The sequence below is a fragment of the Winogradskyella sp. genome (assembly GCF_003712105.1).
Lineage (GTDB): Bacteria > Bacteroidota > Bacteroidia > Flavobacteriales > Flavobacteriaceae > Winogradskyella.
The window spans coordinates 73,322-93,281 of sequence record NZ_RHLG01000004.1 but is presented as its reverse complement, the minus strand read 5'-3'; the positions used below and the strand labels follow the sequence as shown (position 1 = coordinate 93,281).

The following is a 19,960-nucleotide window of genomic DNA, read 5'->3' as shown; positions in this document are numbered from 1 at the left end:
TATAAATATACCCTTAGTTATGAAGATTTATAAGTTGTTAAAGTTTTTAGCGTTTTAATGCAAAATGACCAGTAGCAGTAAACTCAATATCACCGCGTTTAACATCTGCAGACCACCAATAATCTGACGATGGCATTAAGTTACCATTATACGTACCATCCCAACCAGCAGAAGCATGGTTGAGTTGTTTTAATAGTTTGCCATAACGATCAAAGATATGAACGACAGTTCCAGGTAATGTTTCTACTCCAACAATATGCCATGTATCATGAGCGCCGTCGTTATTTGGAGTCATAAACTTTGGGGCATCAATAACAAGTACTTCTCTTGTAACAGAAGCGCAACCATTTATATCTATTATGGTTAATTCATGATATCCAAGAGTAACGTTTTCAAAAAGCCCCGAAGATTGTAATGGACCATTATCCAATTGAAAAAGATAGTCTCCTAGACCAGTTACTGTAATGGTAATATTATTAGGGTCGGAAAAATCTACAGTTTCTACGACTTCAATATTTGCTGGTTCAGAAATAATAACATTAAACTCATCTGTATATTCACAACCATTAACTGTTGTTATTGTAACACTATAGGTGCCAGTTACTCTGATTTCGATTTCAGAGGTGATTTCTCCGGTTGACCATAAATAGGTGTCGTCTGAAAACCCAGTATCGGCATCGACTATTAAGGGGAATCGTTCAGGGCAAATGGTTTGGTCTTCAAATTCAACAAATGGTTTACGGTTAACAATAATATCAAATTGCGTTATAGAATAACATTGCGTGTCTGTATTAGTAACTCTAACAAATATAGTCTCACCATTGGTACCATTATAAAGGTTTTGTATGGCATTAAGATTTGCTATGGCTTCGTTTTCAGAATTATGATATGTCACCTCTAAGAAGGTGTCGTCTTGATTTCCTAAAATAGCATCTGTTTGATCTTCTAGGTTAAATATTAACTGCTCGTCATAATCATCGTCACATTCCTCAAGGTTATCAGGAGTGTTGGCAATTGGTCTATCATTTACAATAAGCATAAATGGATAAACGTAAAAACAGTTTGTTACTGTATTTTCTATACGTGCATAGATGATGTCGCTATTGGTTTGATACGAATAATCATTTACTAATGCATTACTATTATCAATAGCATCTTGTTCATTACTATAGTATGAGATTGCTACGACTGCAGAAACATCTCCAAGTAATGTGTTGATTTGAGATAAATCATAGCTATTATTATCATTATCACAAATTGTTGTAGAACCAAAATCATTAAATGTTGGTGGTGGAGTTACATTAAGTTCTATAGGCAATACCAACGGACAGTTAAAATCTGTATTGGTTACTTTTACAAATACCGTCTGTGGATTAGCCGTGTTAATAAATGTTTCAGGGTTTGGAATGGGATTATTATCGTTATCTGCATCATCTTGCGAAACGAAATAAGATACAATGACGTTGTCTTGTCTAATATCTAAAATATTAATTTCGGCTTCTGTTAAATCCCACATTATGCTTTCATCATAGTCTATATCACAATCCTCAAAAGGCGCTATTTCTGTTACAGTTGGTACAGGAATAACATTCATAGTAAATGAGGTCGAAGATGTACATATTGTACCATTAGATATTTCTAAATATACTTCTTGCGGATTGCTTGTATTTGTAAATAATCCGCCATCTATTGGGTTAGATCTTGATTGAAAATCTTCGATGTTTGCATAATAGGTAACTACTAAGTTGTCTGCAATTCCAGAAGTGATTTGAGATGTTTTTGCATCTAAATCTATGGTGGCAAATGTGTCATTAGAGCCGTCATCACAAGCAAAAATATCTGAAGGTTCATTAAATAATGGATTTGTGCCAACGTTTAATACAAACGAGTCTACACCATAACAACTGGCATCAGTTATATTCTGAACACGAACATATATAGTTTGTGGGTTAATTGTGTTTTGATAATCACTATTCTTGTCAATTGGGTTAACACCATTATTGGCATCATCTTCTGATAAAAAGTATAATACTTCTTTGCCAGTCTGACCATTTAAAATTTCATTATCCTTAGAGCTAAGTAAAAATTCCCCAACATTATCCGTGTTGTTTTCACAGAAATTGAAATCTGAAATATCTGGAAATACCGGTAGTGTATTTACAATTATAGAAATAGTCTCTCTTGAAAAACACCCTGTTAATGTATTTTCTACTCGAACATGGATTGTTTCTGTTTCAGCATTATAAACGTCAGGATTTGCGATTGGGTTAGTACCGTTATTAGCATTTCCTGCAGAATTATGAAATGAAATGTCTATATCTGTAGTCGTGCTCGTAATTTCAGGGATTGAAGCTTCAAGATTTACAATGAAAAAGCCATCTTGGTCATCATCGCAGATAATAATAGGATTAGCGTTTGTCGTCAGTGGAGCAGGATTAACTAAAATCTCTATACTTGAAATATCTGTACAAGATGTATTACCAGAGGTTATTCTTGCAAAAACAGTAAACGGATTTTGAGTATTTTGATATATTGTTGGCAGTTGATTAATATCGTCATCTGCATCTTGCTGTGTTTCAAAATAAGTTACGACAAAACCAGGTTGACCTTGAGACATTAAATCGTTATAATCTGACAAATTGATATTTACCAACCCGTCTTGATCCTGATCACAAACTGTTTGTTGTGGTACATCTGGAAACTCAGCTATAGGATCTAAATCTAAAATAACTTCTTCCACTTCTGTACATGTCGGACTTGTTAACGTTAAATATAATGTTTGCGGTGCGCTAGGCGGAAAATAATCTACGCTTGTATCAATTGCATTTACAGCATTGGTTCTATCATCTTCAGTTTCGTAAAAAGTAATAGTAACATTTGGGATGTCGCCTAATATCTGACCAGTTAATGCTTGTAGATCGAAACCTTCTGTTCCATCATTTCCTGAGTCACATAGTACTTCGTCAGAAAAATTTGGCCCAGATAATAAAAGATTCGGGTGTATTTCTATAGGCGCTATTGATGGGCAGCCCGTAATATTATCAACAACTCTTATGTAAATAACTTGTTCTGTTTGTATTGTATTACCAAAATTTGTTGGGTCAGGTATAGGGTTTGCTCCAGTTAAAGCGTCGTCTTGCGTAAGATGATAAGTAACCGTAACATTTGTTAGACCATTAAGAATTTGGGCTTCAACTTCAGTTAAATCAAAATCAGCAAAACCATCATAATCAGGGTCGCAAGCATCTATATAGTAATTTTGGTTATTTTGAATTTGAGGTGGTAATAATACCGAAATATCTAGAGTAGTGGTAGTATTACAACCTGTACTAGGATCAGTAACACTAACAAATACCATATCCATTTGCGTATCATTAACATATGGCATTGGTATAGGATTTGAACCATTATCAGCTTCTGCTTGAGTATAATGATAGGTTACAACAAGGTTTGTTTGCCCGTTGGTAATGACATCATTATTTTCATTTAAATCAATAGTAGTAAAGCCATCAACAACTTGGTCATCACAAACTTCCATTAATGGTGGATCTATAATTACAGGTCTTTGGTTAACAATTAGTTGAAATTGATTAAATGCTAAGCAACCACTATTAGTATCCTCAATTCTTACAAATATTAATTGTGGGTTAACTGCATTTGTGTAATTACCGCTTATAGGGTTTAGGCTATTTTCTGCATCTGACTGAGAGGTATGAAATGTAACATCGTAATTACCTGGAGCTACTGAATTTATTGCTTGATTTATTTTTGAATTTAAATTGAAAACCTCTTGACCATCATTACTTAAGTCATCACAACGTATCATATCTGTCATTGGAGTAGAACTCTGTGTGTTACTTAGGTCGATTACAATTTCGTCATCAATTGTACAAAATCCACCACCTAAAGGAATATCAATAACGACTTGATATGTTCCGCTATCAACCACTTCGTAGGTTGGTTGGTTGGCACCATTAATAATAGTTCCGTCTTGATACCAGGAATACTGTGCATTTGGGTTATTAATATCACCATCTAAGAATACACTGTCTGCACAAGTAGAAAAATCATTGCCCAAATCAACTGTAGGCGTAAAGCTATTTGCTTCTATAAATACAGCTGAATCGTAATTTCCATCAGATTGGTCAGCTATTACAAGTTTAATATTGTACGTTACATTGGGTGTAATATTAGCAATAGCAGTTAATACAGTAGTTCTACCATTAAAATTTGTGTCTCCTAAATTGTAGCCTTCAAAGAATTGTTCGTTTTCGGCATCACAGAAATTTTCAATTTCATCATGAATAGTAGTTGTATTTACTGGAGTACTTGTGCCTGGTATAATTGCAATATTTTGATACGGATTATTTGTTCCAGCTTCTCTTATTAGGAAGGCAATTCCATCAGAATATTGACAAGGATTATTACCAAAATATTCTTCGGATGCCAGTATATAATTAAATTCTAGTGAGTTTGATATAGAAATAAAGTCAAACTCTATAGATGTTGCATTCTCAGTATCGGAGACTCCTATTACTGTTTCTAAGTCAGTATCTGTTCCCCATCCGGTATCATTACCTTCATCAAGTCTGTCATTGTTTAATATATTACCTGCAGAAGCAGCATCACCTGTAGATAAAATCATTCCACTTTCGAATGGAAAATTTGATGAGCCGCGCTGAAAGAACCCATAACTCCCAAAACCAAAAGCATTACCATTTACTGGAGAGCTAATATTAGAGACCTCCAAACATTCGCCATCAATAGTACTTTCTACTAAGTTTTGAGGACTAAGCGTATTGTCTATACTAATCTGTTGAGCTGCAACATTATTAGCAAACCAAAATATAGTTAGGTATATAATGAGTTTATAATACGTTTTCATCTAAATAATTAAATACTGTATTTATATATAAAACATGCACTCAGGCATTTACAGCTTCAAAAATAGTAAAAATTAGATTAAATGCAAAAAATATCGATGAAATGCAGTTATTTAATAATTTACATAGACCCAACCAACAACAGGTTCGTAGTCAGAATCGTTAAGATTTAGTATATAATAATAGGTTCCAACGGGTACTAATTTGCCAGAATTTAAACCTCTATTTGTGATTCCATCCCAAGGTTTATCATTATTCCCTTCAAAGATTAGAGTACCTAAACGATTATAAATCTTTAACTCATGTAAAATAAAAATATTGTATAGCCCTTGTATATTAAACCAGTCATTTATGCTATCTCCACTGGGAGAAAAACCTTCTGGTATTGTAGGAGGACAATTCTCGATTTCAAGATTAAATTGAAAAATTACATAACAGATAGTATTCTCTAGCCTTATGTAAATAGTTTGAGGATTAGAATCATTTATATAAGTGTCTGGTGTAGCGATAGGATTAACTTCGTCTCTTAAATCTTCAAGATTTGTGTAAAATTGAAAACTTGCATTCTCAAATTCAGCAAGTCCATCGATTGCCTGAAGGAGATTAAACTCTGCTTTTTCAAATCCCAGATTGCACTCTAATAAACTTGGAAGTACAGTTGGTTCTGGAATTATCAGGAGCCCTACGGATTCAGAAGTTTCATTATTCAATTCATTCGTTTCAGTAACAATTCCGTTGCCCAAACCATCATCGTCTACCATGATTCTCAAATTGAATATATCTGCGACTTCAATAGGAATACTTAAAACTGTACTACCAGATTCTGAACCACCAATTGGAATGTCTGTTACCGTTTGCGATTGCCCAACTAAAACACCATCAGCATAAAATGCAATAGGTGTATTTTCTGGCAATACACCTGTACTATTTACATTACTTATGGTGTAATTAACTACGATATCTCTGCTATCACATTCTAAAATGATATCCTCAATGACAATTGTAGCATCAGGAAGTTGGCTATTTAGTACGGTAATAATGTTGTTAATCATTACAAAATCTTGCCCAGATGTAAGACTTATGGTGGCGCTTGTATCACCAATAGAAATATTATCTTGAATATTGTAAACATCAATATCCATATTATATAATTCTGTAGACCCTGTAAAACTATTTGTCCCGTTAAAGGCATTATTTGATGGGTTTAAAGGTGGATTTCCTATTAAATTGCCGTTTATTGTAAGTTGTTCGTTCACCGCTAATGAACGGTCGCCTTCCCAAGCTACGAAACCAATTTTTGCATTATCATTATCAAGTACATTAAGATTATCTAATGTAATGGTTAAAGATTCTGGAACACTTTGCAAACCATCATAAACATTGAGTTGGTTTAAGGGAAGTGAGCTGTCTTCGTAAATCACAGTAATTGCCCAACCTCCAAAATTTGTGCCTGTAGGACAATAGTCTGCGATAACAGAACTAATATCAAAATCGGCAACGGTATAAGTTGCATTTTCATCCTCTAAAATAATATCTGTAACATCTGCAAACGCTGCAAAAAATACACGGCCTCCATCTAACTCGTCACTAAAAGTCCGTTCTGCAACGATATCATTTCCATTTAGTGTAATATTAAAATCACCATCACCTGAACCAGCCCAGTACAAAAAGGCTGCAATAATATTCTGACTAGGATCAAGTGTTAATTCAGCAGAAGAGCTTGTTAAAATATCACAAGTTGCGAAGGCTCCATTCTCATTGATATTGAGTGTATTACCAATTGCTATATAATCATATCTCCCATTGAATTGCTCAAATAATGAAATGTCTTGTGCATACGAAGATAATCCGCATACAAAAAGACAAATTTTTATGATTGATTTAAAATTCAAAAACAGATAGGTTTACTAGATTTGAAATCGATTGACATATTAAATATAGGGATTTATGCCTATCGTTTTAAAGCAAAGTGGCTAGAAAATTGTCTTCCATCTTGTAGTGTTACAGAAAACCAGTAATCACTACTTGGTAAAGGATTGCCATTGTATGTGCCATCCCAGCCCGAGCCCAAGGGATTAATTTCACTTACAAGTTTGCCGTATTTGTCAAAAATATAGATTACAGTATTTGGCTGAAATTGCGATGATATGCCTTTTACTTGCCAGAAATCGTTTTGGTTGTCACCATTTGGTGTAAAGAATTTAGGGAAGCCTACTACAGATACCATCTCTTCTGTAATGCCACAACCATTTTTATCTCTTACAAATACTGAATAAATACCTGGTAATACATTGTTGAAGACATTACTGTCTTGATAAAATCCATTGGGGTCATCAAGCGCAAATTCATAATCGCCTTCACCAGTAACCAATACAGTTATGGTATTATTTTCGGTAGCATCGGTAACCTGAATATCAGTAATAGTTGCAATATTTGAAGCAGTAACAGTTACTGTGCGCTCTTTGGAGCAACCAGCAACGTTTCTAACAATTACAGTATATATGCCAGGTTCGTTAACTTCAATCTCAATGGTTGTTTCACCAGTAGACCATTCATAATAAAAGTTATTAGGAACCGCATCAAAAACACCACCATCGATGATAATTGGTTCAGGGAAATCATTAAGGCAGTATAGGGTTTCAAACTCAGTTTCTACATTAGGTAATGTTAATACTTCAAGCGCTAATTCATTGATACCAAAACAATTATTATCGTTTTCTACTCTGACAAAAATGGTCTGATTAAATGCCACTTCGTTCGTGTAATCATTAGGTAGAGGATTTTGCTCCACTAATGCATCATCTAAGGTTTCATAATAAACCAAGTCAAGACCTGCAGGAAGTCCATCTAAAACTTGATCATCAGCCAAAGACAAATCAAAAAGCGTAAAGCCATCTTCATCTCCATCTGTGTCACATACACTTATAATTGCATCATTGGCATTAGTAAAACTTATGTCAAGAGTGATTTCGGCATAATTAGCACATTGAGTAGAACTGTTGGTTACTTTAACGACAAGTGTTTCTAACGGGCTTGAATTTTGATACCCAATTGGGTCAATGCTATTATTGTCTAATTGAGCATCGTTTAAGTTAGAAAAAAACGATAAAAACCGATCTGGCGTGTTACCTGTGACCTCGTCATAAAATTCATTAAGATTAAAAATAGAAATTCCATCTTGTGCTCCAAATTCGTCGCATTGCACTAAGGTTACATTATTAGCTTCAGGTATTTCATTGACAAGAATTTGAAAATCAGTGAATCCAATACAATTAGAATCTAAGTCTTCAATTCTAACAAATATAGTAGTTGGCGTAGGCGCTTGATTTGTATAAATAAAAGGAAGTGAAGACGTATTATTTTCAGCATCATTAAGGCTTAAATAATAGGATACATTGTAATTCCCAGTAATTCCTGCAGTAATTTCGGCAGTTTTGACATTAAAATCAAACTCAGTAATGCCATTAGTGTTGTCACCGTCATCATCATTATCACATACTCCAAATTGAGTTGGTTGATTAAATGAAGGACTTTGAAGAGTTTCTAATTCAATAGAGTTTATGATAAAACAACCAGTACCTGAGTTTTCAATTCTAGCATAAATTGTTTGATTGGCTGAGCTGCTGTTAAAGATACTGCCGAGTGGATTATTATTAATGTTTGCATCACTCTCAGAATTGTGAAAGCTCACTTGAACATTGGGTTGGCCATTGATAATGTCATTTTGTAAATCTGTTAAATTAAACTCTGAAATGCCATCATCAAAAGGAGGAATATTATCGCATAGGCTTGCGGATAATAAATTTTGAGGAATAGGGTTAATGGGGTTACTAGGAAAAGTTGCAGTACCTGTCCATTCTAAATTAAAAGGACTTTCACCGATTGGTCTATCTATAACTATAAAATAGCTTTCACCAGCCAAAGCATTTATAGCACTTACGAAACTATCTCCATTTGCGCCTGGTCCTTCGCTTGTATCGGTAGAAGCTGTACTTAGACCTGTTAAATTATTACCTTGACCTGCAGCTGCAGGATTTGTTGTGGAACATCTTATTGCTTGGCCTAAATTATTGCATGTTGCATTGGGTCCAAAAATAAAAAAATCATAGTCTTCAGTAATAGCAGTACTGCTAGGAGTAAGTGTAAATGCTAAAGTTCCAGTGGTTTCAATATTGACCTCTAACCATATGCTATTATTTTCTTGACTTGAACATGCATTTAAACCAGACACTTCTTGTATACCAATGCCATTAACATCTAAATCAAAACTCGAATTTCCGCAAACAACAATTGATTCGATACAATCTTGTTGTGAATACCCAATAGTATTAATGAAAGCTACAAACACCAATGCCAGTGCATAACTGTAAGTTGTTTTCATTTTATCGTTTTAAAGCAAAGTGGCTAGAAAATTGTCTTCCATCTTGTAGTGTTACAGAAAACCAGTAATCACTACTTGGTAAAGGATTGCCATTGTATGTGCCATCCCAGCCCGAGCCCAAGGGATTAATTTCACTTACAAGTTTGCCGTATTTGTCAAAAATATAGATTACAGTATTTGGCTGAAATTGCGATGATATACCTTTTACTTGCCAGAAATCGTTTTGGTTGTCACCATTTGGTGTAAAGAATTTAGGGAAGCCTACTACAGATACCATCTCTTCTGTAATGCCACAACCATTTTTATCTCTTACAAATACTGAATAAATACCTGGTAATACATTGTTGAAGACATTACTGTCTTGATAAAATCCATTGGGGTCATCAAGCGCAAATTCATAATCGCCTTCACCAGTAACCAATACAGTTATGGTATTATTTTCGGTAGCATCGGTAACCTGAATATCAGTAATAGTTGCAATATTTGAAGCAGTAACAGTTACTGTGCGCTCTTTGGAGCAACCAGCAACGTTTCTAACAATTACAGTATATATGCCAGGTTCGTTAACTTCAATCTCAATGGTTGTTTCACCAGTAGACCATTCATAATAAAAGTTATTAGGAACCGCATCAAAAACACCACCATTGATGATAATTGGTTCAGGGAAATCATTAAGGCAGTATAGGGTTTCAAACTCAGTTTCTACATTAGGTAATGTTAATACCTCAAGCGCTACTTCATTGATACCATAACAATTATTATCGTTTTCTACTCTGACAAAAATGGTCTGATTAAATGCCACTTCGTTCGTGTAATCATTAGGTAGAGGATTTTGCTCCACTAATGCATCATCTAAGGTTTCATAATAAACCAAGTCAAGACCTGCAGGAAGACCATCTAAAACTTGATCATCAGCCAGAGACAAATCAAAAAGCGTAAAGCCATCTTCATCTCCATCTGTATCGCATACGCCAATGTATGCATCATTTGCCGCTGTAGCACTAACTTCTAAAGTGACAGTACTAAAACTAAAACAACCACTTGTGGTATCAGTAACTCTCGCAGTAATTAACTGAGGAGAAGATACATTGGTATAGTTTGTAGCATCTATGGCATTAGTTTCTGCTGTAGCATCTGTGATATTCAAGTAATAATCAACCGTGAAATTGGGATTAGCATTAGTGATGGTATCGTTCAGTTCTGAGATATTAAAAATAGTTCTACCATCAGGAGTGCCATCTTCATCACATTGAAAAATGCCTGTATTAACGATTTCAGGAGTCAAATTAATAATAATTGAAATGCCTTGTACAGCATCACAACTAGGATTATTAACATTTTCCATTCTAACCCATATATTATCACTAAAAGCGGTAGTTTGGTAGTTGTTTGGTAAAGGGCTATTCCCTGAAAGTGCATCGGCTTGAGTAGCATGATACGAAATGTCAAAATCTGCTGCTGACTGGTCGGCACCGAGTATATCTGCATTAAAATCTGAAAGAACTAGACTTATAATACCATCTGTTGTATCACCATCCATGTCGCATTCATCAATATCATCAAATCTTATAATTTCGGGAGTGTCAAAGACATTAAGGAAAAAACTAATGGTTTGCCCAGTAGTTGTATCATCAGTTATAAAGCAGTTACCATTGTCTATATTTTCTACACGAACAAAAATCTCTTCATTATTTACAGTATTGGTAAAAGGGAAAGTAATTTCATCTCTTCCCAGATCAGCGTCATTAAGAGAGCGATAATATCTAATTATATAATCTGATGGATCCTGCGCTGCGCCAAGTATGGCAGTAGTCTGCTGATCAAAGTCATCGAAACGAGATAAGCCATCATTGATACCATCTGTATCACATACATCAATATCTTGGGGTGTAAAAGCTTCCGGGAATGTAAAATATTCCACAAGAGCCGCACCTTCTTGAGTTTCGCAGTCGCCATTATTCAGTTCTATTAAGACTTCATAGAGCCCATTTTGAATTACTTCAAATTCATAGGGTATTGGTGGTGTTGGCTGTACCACACCATCTAATGACCACGTATATGTTGCGCCAGGAATATTTTCGGCGTTTAGAGTATAAGTGTCCGCGGTGCAAAGCGGTAGATTAATACTTGTAATATCAGGGTCATTAATAATATCAATATTTTCAACAAAAAATGAAGTGATAAATGGTGGTAAACCTTGTCTAGAGTTGTTTGCAAGTGGAATTGCATTGTGTACATAATTACTGGCAAGTCCTTGAGCATCGGGATTATTAATCACAGATAAAAATGGTGTCCCATTTGCATACGAAGTACTTGTGGTTCTATATATTTTGCCATCAGGACCTAATTGCAAAGCAGACCGGTAAGAATTACGCTGATCAATTAACACTTGGCTGGCTTGAATATTTGCTGCCCTGATATCAAATTGCACTAAAGACGCAAAATGATTTACAGGATTGTCATTTGCTCCAGGCGGATTATTAGCGAAAAAGTTATTGGACGATGATACATATAAGTATTGACCGCTTTGAGAAAATTCTACACCGTAAGGAAAAACCGCATTGTTCGTTGCATTGATATTTAATCGAAGAGGTTGAGCTGTTGAGCTTGAGACTAACCCTGTAGCCGTATCAAAATCAAATAGATATAATCCGCTATTAGAATTTGCGCAGGCAATTTGCTCTCCGTTGGGAGAAAACTTAAGATAGCCGCGTTGATCACCAATATTTAGTGTTGGAAAAACTGATGTTACTGCTGTTGTATTAACACCGGTAGTAGTTACTTCAAAAGCATGAAACGTATTAAATCCTGGTGTGTTTGGTGGTACCGTTGTACCAAATTCATTGGCCAAAGTTACTACCCATATAGATTGAGTTTGACAGTCTTTAAGTACAGCACTAAGCTTTTCAGAACTGTCCTGAAGTAAGTTAATGTTTTTTTGAATTACATCACCATTTCCTCCATTTAATGTCATATCAACTTCAGAGTAGTTAAAACCAACATCAGGATCTCCAAAAAAAGTAGTGTCTACAGTAAATATATAATAAATGTCGGGGTCTTGAGGCTTTGGAACAATAAGTGCAGATTGCGTACTGGAAGAGTCACCAGCTAAACCAAAACCATTTGGCATTTGGTTATTATTACGGTCGTAAACTGTTCTACCATCTGTATAGAATAATAAGTTACCATTACCATCAGAAATACTGGTACAACCTTCGTCTGTAGCTAATTGACCGTCACTAAGGGCTGTGATTGTACCATCTTGATTAAAACGTATCCCAGCATTATCACCAAAATACCAATTAGAGGCTTCTTGTTGTGCAATTAAGTGCGTAGAACTTAAGAGTACAAATAGTAAAAAAACTATCTTTTTCATATTTAATAGCAAAAGCTATCAAATATATTACAAATCGCGCTTTTTTAATAATCGGTAAGACAAAAAGATAAAAAGTGCTGTCCAACCTAATACAATTGCTATTTCACTAAAGTGAACCGCATAGTCATAACTAAGTTCCGCCTTGTCAGGAAATTTGGTCATAACGACACGTTGAAATGGCTGGTCGATAAGCTTATACATGGATTCTAGAGGCATTAAGTTTTTAACCTCAAATGCTTTATCTGCGCTATCAAAGATCTCATATGCTCCCCAAAATACTAGCCATTCAACTATATAAAGTACAAATAAGAATGCTAGTGCAAATGCAGAACGTTTTAATAACATCCCAAAAAATAAACACAGACTAAAGAAACCAACGAGTTTTACAAAGTATGCTAATAAGAATTCTACTTCTCTAAATACAATACTAGCCTCAGTATAGCTAGAATAGTACATACCTATACAAAATGTAGCTAAACCTATTAAAAGTGTTGCAGCTAAGGAGAAGAAAACAATGGTGTAAAACTTAGACAGAATAAATTCTTTCTTGCTTAATCCATCAATGAGGTTTTGCTTTAATGTTTTGTTGCTATACTCATTGCCAATCATACTCACTACGACAATAGCAAAAAAGAACTTAAAGTAGGATGCACAAAAGGTTGTAATATGCCATATAATAGGGAAATTAAATATCCCTAGCTCTCCAAGTTCTAGAGTAAAAAAACCAAAAAAGTTGATTTTTATAGAGGATAATACTAATACTGTAAATGGTAATATAAAGCTTATGAAAATAAGAACCTTACTTGTTCTGTTAAGCCAAAGTTTCTGTAATTCGAGTTGTATGAGTCGTATCATTTTTTTTGATTGGTTTGGTGATTGAGCGAAGTCGAAATCACAATTAATTGATCTTTATTTTATTGGCACTTCGACTTCGCTCAGCGACCAAATCATTTATAATTAAGCTTCTTTAGTTTAAGTTGTCTGTAAGTTGTAAAAATTGCTCTTCTAAGCTTTCTTTTCGTTTTACTAAATGCGACAATACAATGCCTTTGTCAAACATAAGCTGGTTAAAATCTGATGCTGACATTGGTGTATTTAAAAATGCGGTGATTAAATCGCCTTCAACTTTTATACTGTCAAAATGTTTATCTGCTTCTAAGATTGCTTTTAATTCTGCTTCTTTATCAGTCTTTAATTCGAAGAAGCCGTGACTACTAATCATTTCGTCAACACGCCCAGAATATAATTTCTCACCTTTTCTTAAAACCACCACATGAGTACAAACTTTTTCTACTTCATCCAATAAATGTGAAGCCAGTAATATAGTTGTGCCAGATGATGCAATGTTTTTTATAATTTCTCTAATTTGATGAATTCCTTGTGGATCAAGACCATTAGTTGGCTCATCTAAGATTAATATTTCTGGATCATTTAGTAAAGCAGAGGCAATAGCTAACCGCTGCTTCATTCCTAAAGAATAGGTTCTAAACTTACTGTCTTTACGATCAAGTAAGCCTACTACTTCTAGCTTTTCATTAATCTTTGCTGTATCTACACCTTTTATTTTACAGACCAATTTTAAGTTTTGTGCAGCAGTCATGTAGGGATAAAAGTTTGGGCGCTCAATTATAGCACCAACTTTCTTAAGGGCTTCATGCGTGTTTATACTACCATCGAACCAATGAAAGTCGCCCTCGGTTTTATTAACTACATTAAGTACAACACCAAGTGTAGTAGATTTACCACTTCCGTTTGGCCCTAAAATACCGTAAACATTTCCTTTTTGAATTGTAAAGCTTAAATCTTTAACTGCTGTCAGATAACCGAACTTTTTAGTTAGGTTATTTATGGTAAGGATGTTCTCCAATGTGATTGATTTTTGATTGGTTTATGTGAGTAAGACGATTGACTTATTTTTTTGTTACACACTTAGTGATAAAAAACCTACATTTACCTTACAATCGAATAATAAAGCGTGTTCTAGCGGCTAGAATTTTTATGAAAGAGGATTTAAGAATATCAAAGAAAAAACCATCCTATCAAATTTCTGAAAAACTCGATGGTTATTTGTCGCACTATAATCGTACGATAAACCTTCCTATATTTTATTCGGATTTGCTGAGGTTTCAAGGTTCGGTAGTGGTGTATGATAAAAATGATAAAGATACCTTATGGGTTAGGGTTTATTATAATGAGTTTGAACGCGAAGAAATTGATTTGAGTTTAAAGCAGGTGTATTCTATATTAATTTCTGATGGTAATGAGTACATTTTAAAGTACCTTAATATTGATGCAATCGACTTTTGCACCTTCGGAAACTCAAAGCCTTTCCGAATAAAAGTTAGAAATATTTTGAATGATAACTACACGTATTTTTACGTAAAAAAGGCGGATGCGTCTCGAGTCTATGGACTGGAGTTAGAACATATGTTATCACCATATAATTTAAACTTCTTAGTATCTAAAGATACTTTAATAGAAGAGCATATTGCTGGTATTCCCGGAGATGAGTTTATTAAAAATATGTTGCCTAATTGTAGTTCTTCAGAAAAATCACAAATAGCAAAAGAATTTATAAAATTTAATGAGCGTTGCATGATTAGACTCCTAGGTGATATGCGCTCGTATAATTACGTCATTGTACCGACTCATGACTTTGACCATGTAGTCTATAAAATTAGAGCCATAGATTTTGACCAACAATGTTATGAAGGCAACCTAAAAATTTATAGACCACAATTTTTTAAAGAAAATTATAAGATGGTAGAAATGGTTAGAGAGAAAATACAGAGAGCCTCTGTTGACCAATATAAAATCGAAGAACGCTCTATCATGGCTAAACGCATGCTTAGTTTTAGTAATAGAATTAGTAGATTACTTGATTGTATGGAAAATGACAAAATCTCTATTGACAAACATATTGAACAACTTCGCCAAGATATTTATAATTATACCCTAGATATAAACTTCAAGAATAGTAACTCCATGGGCTTAATTGTAAAACACGCCTTAAATTATGTGAAACGTAATTATGAGAATGTGAATACCTTTCATTAATCTATCAATTTTTGATGTCACTAAAAGATTAAATTCTTAATCCAAATAATAACTCCTGGGACAATAAATTGCAATAAAAATGAGGCAACCATTCCGAAAAAAATAGTTACAAAAACGACTAGCTTTTCTTCATAGTTTTTATAGGTGAAATACATGAGTATAGCAATACTTATTAATGTTATTGGATTGAAAAAAATTGGTGTTTTGTACAAAGGAATAAACAGTGTAGTTATTATTACTGCATGCCCAATAATAAATGCATTACTCACTAGATGCTCAACAAAGTTTCGTTTTTTTAATATAGCCCAAGTAATAACACTCAGGTAAACAATATTTAGCAAATAAAAGAATTTAAGGTATTGAGCTATGAAATGTCCTATTTTCTGACCAAAATTAAATGCACCAGGACTTAGGTTTTTATACTCACTATTTTTGTTTGTAAAGCTCTTAAAAATAGAATAATCATAATAATGATCGACAAACAAATAAATTCCAATAGCTAAAACCGCATAACTAAATGGATTAAAAACGTGTTTTCGTTTCCCGTCCAAATAGTCATTAATATTCTTGCCAGGATTAAGTGTAAGATTTTTTAGATTGAAAAAGAAGCCTTTATCGGTATCTGTAATTGTTGACACAGTGTCATTTGCAATTTTTTGAAATGTAAAGCGCTTGGTTTCACTTTTTTGACCACATTGTGGACAAAATTTACCTTCAAAAATAGTTTTGCAATTTAGACACTCCATGTAATAAAACTAATTCCAGTTTTCATCGAAGTCCAAATCACTATAATCATCAACATCTATATCATCTTCAAAATCGTTGAGTTCTCCAAAATCATCTTCGGCTTCAAAGTTTTTTACTGGTGCTTCATCAGGAACTTGACCTTGAACAAACATTAAGTTTGGATAGTCTGTACTTTGCGCTTCATCTACAATCTCAGCTAACTCCACAAAGAAAGTCCACATGTTTAAAAAATCGTAAACATAAATAAGTCGTGTTGAGGCTTCATGCACCATATCATTAATTTTAGTGGTGCTCATCACTTTGACTTTATTTGCGCCCTCGCTGACATCGAACATTGCAATTTCTTCGCCTTGATTCCAATCATCATCACTAACATAAAATGACGCCATTTCCATACCATCAAAACCAAAAGATTGTGTAATGATGTTATGCAAATCTTCCATTGTATCCGTTTCGCGGATTTCTAAATCCCTGAAAATATCTTCTTCAGTATCGTTATCAAGTATGACTCTAAATCTGTAAATCATATTCAAATTTTGGTATGGCAAAGATACAATTTAAGTCGTTTGGATATCACTTTTTAGGTGTTTACTATTATGACTTTCTAAAATGATGTAAAATTGAATACCAATTAAAATTGTAGCAATAACTAAGTGTATAGGTTGACTAGAAAACGGGAAGTTAAAGTAATACATAGCGATACCAGTAAATATCTCCAAGGCTATACATATACTCACCAATAAAAATTTACCATAACCTAGATTTAATTTTTTATTTCGTACATACAACCAAGCATTAACCAACAATACAAGAATTGAAAATGACCTATGGATGTAAAACTCCAACGGCGCTTGTTCAATTATACTCCAATTAAAGTATCCACTTAATTTATTTTGAACATCTACAAATTGTCTTACTTGAGTTCCAAGTATAATTTGAATAAGTGTCAAAGCAGTAGCAAAAATTAACACATTTCTAAATTTTGAATCAAATTTTTGAGTTCTGTACTTGGTTTTAGAAAGAAAGATGAGATACAATATTACCGCAACGATCACTAATGCCATTACCATATGAATGGTAATTTTATAGGGCGCTAAATTTGAATCTACTACAGTTTTGCCAAGCCATGCTTGAAAGCCCATAGCTAATACCGTAAACACAGATAGCAGCAAAAATCGTTTTCTGTCTCGCCATAACCATATGGACATTATTGTAAATATGAGAATTGGTAAACCAGATAGCGCGCCAATTAGGCGATTAATATATTCAACCCAAGTATGCAACGGATTAAAAATTGCATAGTCGTGCTCAGTATAAGGTTCCCAATTATTTAGGTTTAGTACCTCACCAGAAGTAAAGTCTTTAGTTGCTACTTGTAGGGCTTCATCTACTATAATTACAATACCCTTTTTGTATTGGTGATTAGGCTTGAATTGTAATTCTGATATATCTGTCGGTGGAATATAGTAACCAAAACATTTAGGCCAATCTGGACAACCCATTCCAGAGCCTGTCATTCGTACAACAGCACCAGCTACTATTACTAAATACACTAGTACTAATGCAATTTTTGCAGTTTTTCTAAATCTTCTTTTCACGTATTATTTCAGTTGTTTTTCGAAACACAGGCTATTTTCCATTTGTTGATATTGCCCATATCTTGGAATGGAAGTGTAATTACATTTTTTATAAAACTGAACAGCTTCTATTTGTCGTTTACCAGTTTCGAGCACACAAGAATTATATCCAAGGTCTTTGGCCCAAATTTCTAAAGCATTTAAGATTTGTTTTCCAACACCGTTAACTCTAGATTTAGGCAGTACATACATGCGCTTTACTTCAACCGAATTCTCATTAAATTCTTTGAAAGCCCCACATCCTATAGGTTTATTTTCGTAATAGGCAATAACAACATGGTTTAAGCTTTCAATAGAATTGTATTGATTATAAAACGCATGGTCATCACCATCAGTAACCTTTAAGTATGCGTCGAGTTGTTTTACCAAATCGATAAAATCTTGATGTTTAGATGTTGCTCTTGTTATCGTTATCATTTGGAAACTTCTAATCCTAATTCTTTACCTTTTTCAAGCATGAGTTCAAAAGCAGCATTATGTTCGTTTGGTATTTCACCTTCTAAAATTGCTTCTTTGATTGCTTCTTTTATAATACCAATTTCTTTTGAAGGTTTAAGATTAAAACTTTTCATAATCTCTTCACCAGAAACAGGCGGTTGAAAATTTCTAATTCTGTCACGCTCTTCAACTTCAACTATTTTTTGACGCACTAGTTTAAAGTTGTTATGGTACTTTTTAAACTTTTTAGGATTCTTTGTTGTAATGTCAGCTTCGCAAAGTGTCATTAAATCATCGACATAATCTCCAGCATCAAATACTAATCTTCGAACAGCCGAATCTGTAACTTCACTTGCTAACACAATTGGCCTTGAACTCATTAACACCATTTTTTGTACAAACTTCATTTTGTCATTAAGTGGCATTTTTAGTCGCTTAAATAGTTTATAAACCATTTTAGCGCCAACAAATTCGTGAGCATGAAAGGTCCAACCTATTTTTTTGCTAAACTTCTTAGTTGGTGCTTTGCCAATATCATGTAAAAGTGCTGCCCAACGTAACCAAAGATTATCAGTTGTTTCGGAAATATTATCAACAACTTCTAACGTGTGATAGAAATTATCTTTATGCTTCTGGCCTTCGATTTCTTCTATGCCTTTAAGCGCAGTGAGTTCAGGTAGAATGTACTCTAGAAGCCTAGTTTTTTCAAGAAGTTTAAAGCCTATAGAAGGCTCTTTACTTTCTAAGATCTTATGAAGCTCAGTTACGATACGTTCTTTGGTGATTATTTTAATTCTTTGCTTATTGGCAGTTATTGCTTTGAGCGAAGCGTCTTCTATTTTAAAATTGAGTTGTGTTGCAAAGCGTATAGCACGCATCATTCGCAACGGGTCATCACTGTATGTAATATCTGGATTAAGCGGTGTTCTTATAATACCATTTTCTAAATCTTCAATACCATTAAACGGGTCAAGTAATTCGCCAAAGTTATGTTCATTGAGACTCAATGCTAAAGCATTTATTGTGAAATCTCTTCGGTTTTGGTCATCTTCTAAAGTGCCATTTTCAACAATTGGGTTACGGCTATTTTCAGTATAACTCTCCTTACGCGCACCAACAAATTCTATCTCAATATCGTCATGCCTCAGCATAGCTGTGCCATAGGTTTTAAATATTTGAACCTTTGGCTTGTTGGGTAAATTTTCAGCAACATGTTTTGCTAATTCAATGCCACTACCAATTGCAACAATATCAATGTCTTTTGCATCACCACGTTTTAAAAAATAATCACGCACAAAACCACCAATCACATAAGTGTTTAAACCTAGTGTTTCAGCAGATTGCGAAATAGTTTTAAATACTGCATGTTGCAAAGCATTTTTATGTGTCATAAAGTGGAATTTTTCAACCTCAAATTTCAAATTACAAATTTACAATATAG

At 34.1% G+C, this 19,960-nt stretch carries 12 protein-coding genes; 1 reads left to right on the top strand and 11 read right to left on the bottom strand.

Annotated features, from left to right (window positions below; translation table 11 throughout):
• Nucleotides 1-46: 46 nt before the first annotated feature.
• The 6 genes from ED556_RS10030 to ED556_RS10005 all read right to left on the bottom strand — a co-directional run bounded on the left by ED556_RS10030 (nucleotide 47) and on the right by ED556_RS10005 (nucleotide 14,507).
• Entirely contained in the window at nucleotides 47-4,885 is a 4,839-nt protein-coding gene (locus ED556_RS10030) for a T9SS type B sorting domain-containing protein (protein WP_296323034.1), read from the bottom strand.
• 111 nt (nucleotides 4,886-4,996) lie between these two features.
• Entirely contained in the window at nucleotides 4,997-6,775 is a 1,779-nt protein-coding gene (locus ED556_RS10025; RefSeq protein ID WP_296323031.1) for a gliding motility-associated C-terminal domain-containing protein, read from the bottom strand.
• A gap of 59 nt (nucleotides 6,776-6,834) precedes the next feature.
• Complete coding sequence (locus tag ED556_RS10020; RefSeq protein WP_296323029.1) at nucleotides 6,835-9,264, bottom strand: T9SS type B sorting domain-containing protein; 2,430 nt, start codon at nucleotides 9,262-9,264, stop codon at nucleotides 6,835-6,837.
• 1 nt (nucleotide 9,265) lies between these two features.
• Nucleotides 9,266-12,640, bottom strand: coding sequence for a T9SS type B sorting domain-containing protein (locus ED556_RS10015; protein ID WP_296323026.1), 3,375 nt, complete (start codon nucleotides 12,638-12,640; stop codon nucleotides 9,266-9,268).
• Between the two features lie 27 nt (nucleotides 12,641-12,667).
• Nucleotides 12,668-13,495 carry an ABC transporter permease subunit gene (locus ED556_RS10010; protein ID WP_296323021.1) on the bottom strand — a complete coding sequence of 276 codons (828 nt, stop codon included), beginning with the start codon at nucleotides 13,493-13,495 and terminating at the stop codon, nucleotides 12,668-12,670.
• Between the two features lie 112 nt (nucleotides 13,496-13,607).
• Nucleotides 13,608-14,507 carry an ATP-binding cassette domain-containing protein gene (locus ED556_RS10005; protein ID WP_296323017.1) on the bottom strand — a complete coding sequence of 300 codons (900 nt, stop codon included), beginning with the start codon at nucleotides 14,505-14,507 and terminating at the stop codon, nucleotides 13,608-13,610.
• Between the two features lie 131 nt (nucleotides 14,508-14,638).
• Here ED556_RS10005 and ED556_RS10000 point away from each other — a divergent pair, with 131 nt between their 5' ends.
• The gene (locus ED556_RS10000; protein ID WP_296323013.1) at nucleotides 14,639-15,697 is read left to right on the top strand and encodes a hypothetical protein; all 1,059 of its coding nucleotides are present in this window, start codon (nucleotides 14,639-14,641) and stop codon (nucleotides 15,695-15,697) included.
• A 20-nt stretch (nucleotides 15,698-15,717) separates the two neighbouring features.
• Here ED556_RS10000 and ED556_RS09995 read toward each other — a convergent pair whose 3' ends face one another.
• From ED556_RS09995 to ED556_RS09975, 5 genes are read right to left on the bottom strand one after another with little or no spacing between them, the layout of a single operon-like run.
• Nucleotides 15,718-16,443: a DUF3667 domain-containing protein gene (locus ED556_RS09995; protein WP_296323010.1), complete on the bottom strand. Its 726-nt coding sequence runs from the start codon at nucleotides 16,441-16,443 to the stop codon at nucleotides 15,718-15,720.
• A 9-nt stretch (nucleotides 16,444-16,452) separates the two neighbouring features.
• Nucleotides 16,453-16,971, bottom strand: a complete 519-nt coding sequence (locus ED556_RS09990; RefSeq protein WP_296323008.1) for a hypothetical protein — start codon at nucleotides 16,969-16,971, stop codon at nucleotides 16,453-16,455.
• Between the two features lie 30 nt (nucleotides 16,972-17,001).
• Entirely contained in the window at nucleotides 17,002-18,042 is a 1,041-nt protein-coding gene (locus tag ED556_RS09985; RefSeq protein ID WP_296323005.1) for a heme A synthase, read from the bottom strand.
• A gap of 3 nt (nucleotides 18,043-18,045) precedes the next feature.
• Nucleotides 18,046-18,498: a GNAT family N-acetyltransferase gene (locus ED556_RS09980; protein WP_296323001.1), complete on the bottom strand. Its 453-nt coding sequence runs from the start codon at nucleotides 18,496-18,498 to the stop codon at nucleotides 18,046-18,048.
• Nucleotides 18,495-19,910 (bottom strand): HD domain-containing protein, encoded by a 1,416-nt coding sequence (locus ED556_RS09975; RefSeq protein ID WP_296322998.1) that lies wholly within the window; start codon nucleotides 19,908-19,910, stop codon nucleotides 18,495-18,497. Before ED556_RS09975 ends, ED556_RS09980 begins: the two co-directional genes overlap by 4 nt.
• Nucleotides 19,911-19,960: the final 50 nt, after the last annotated feature.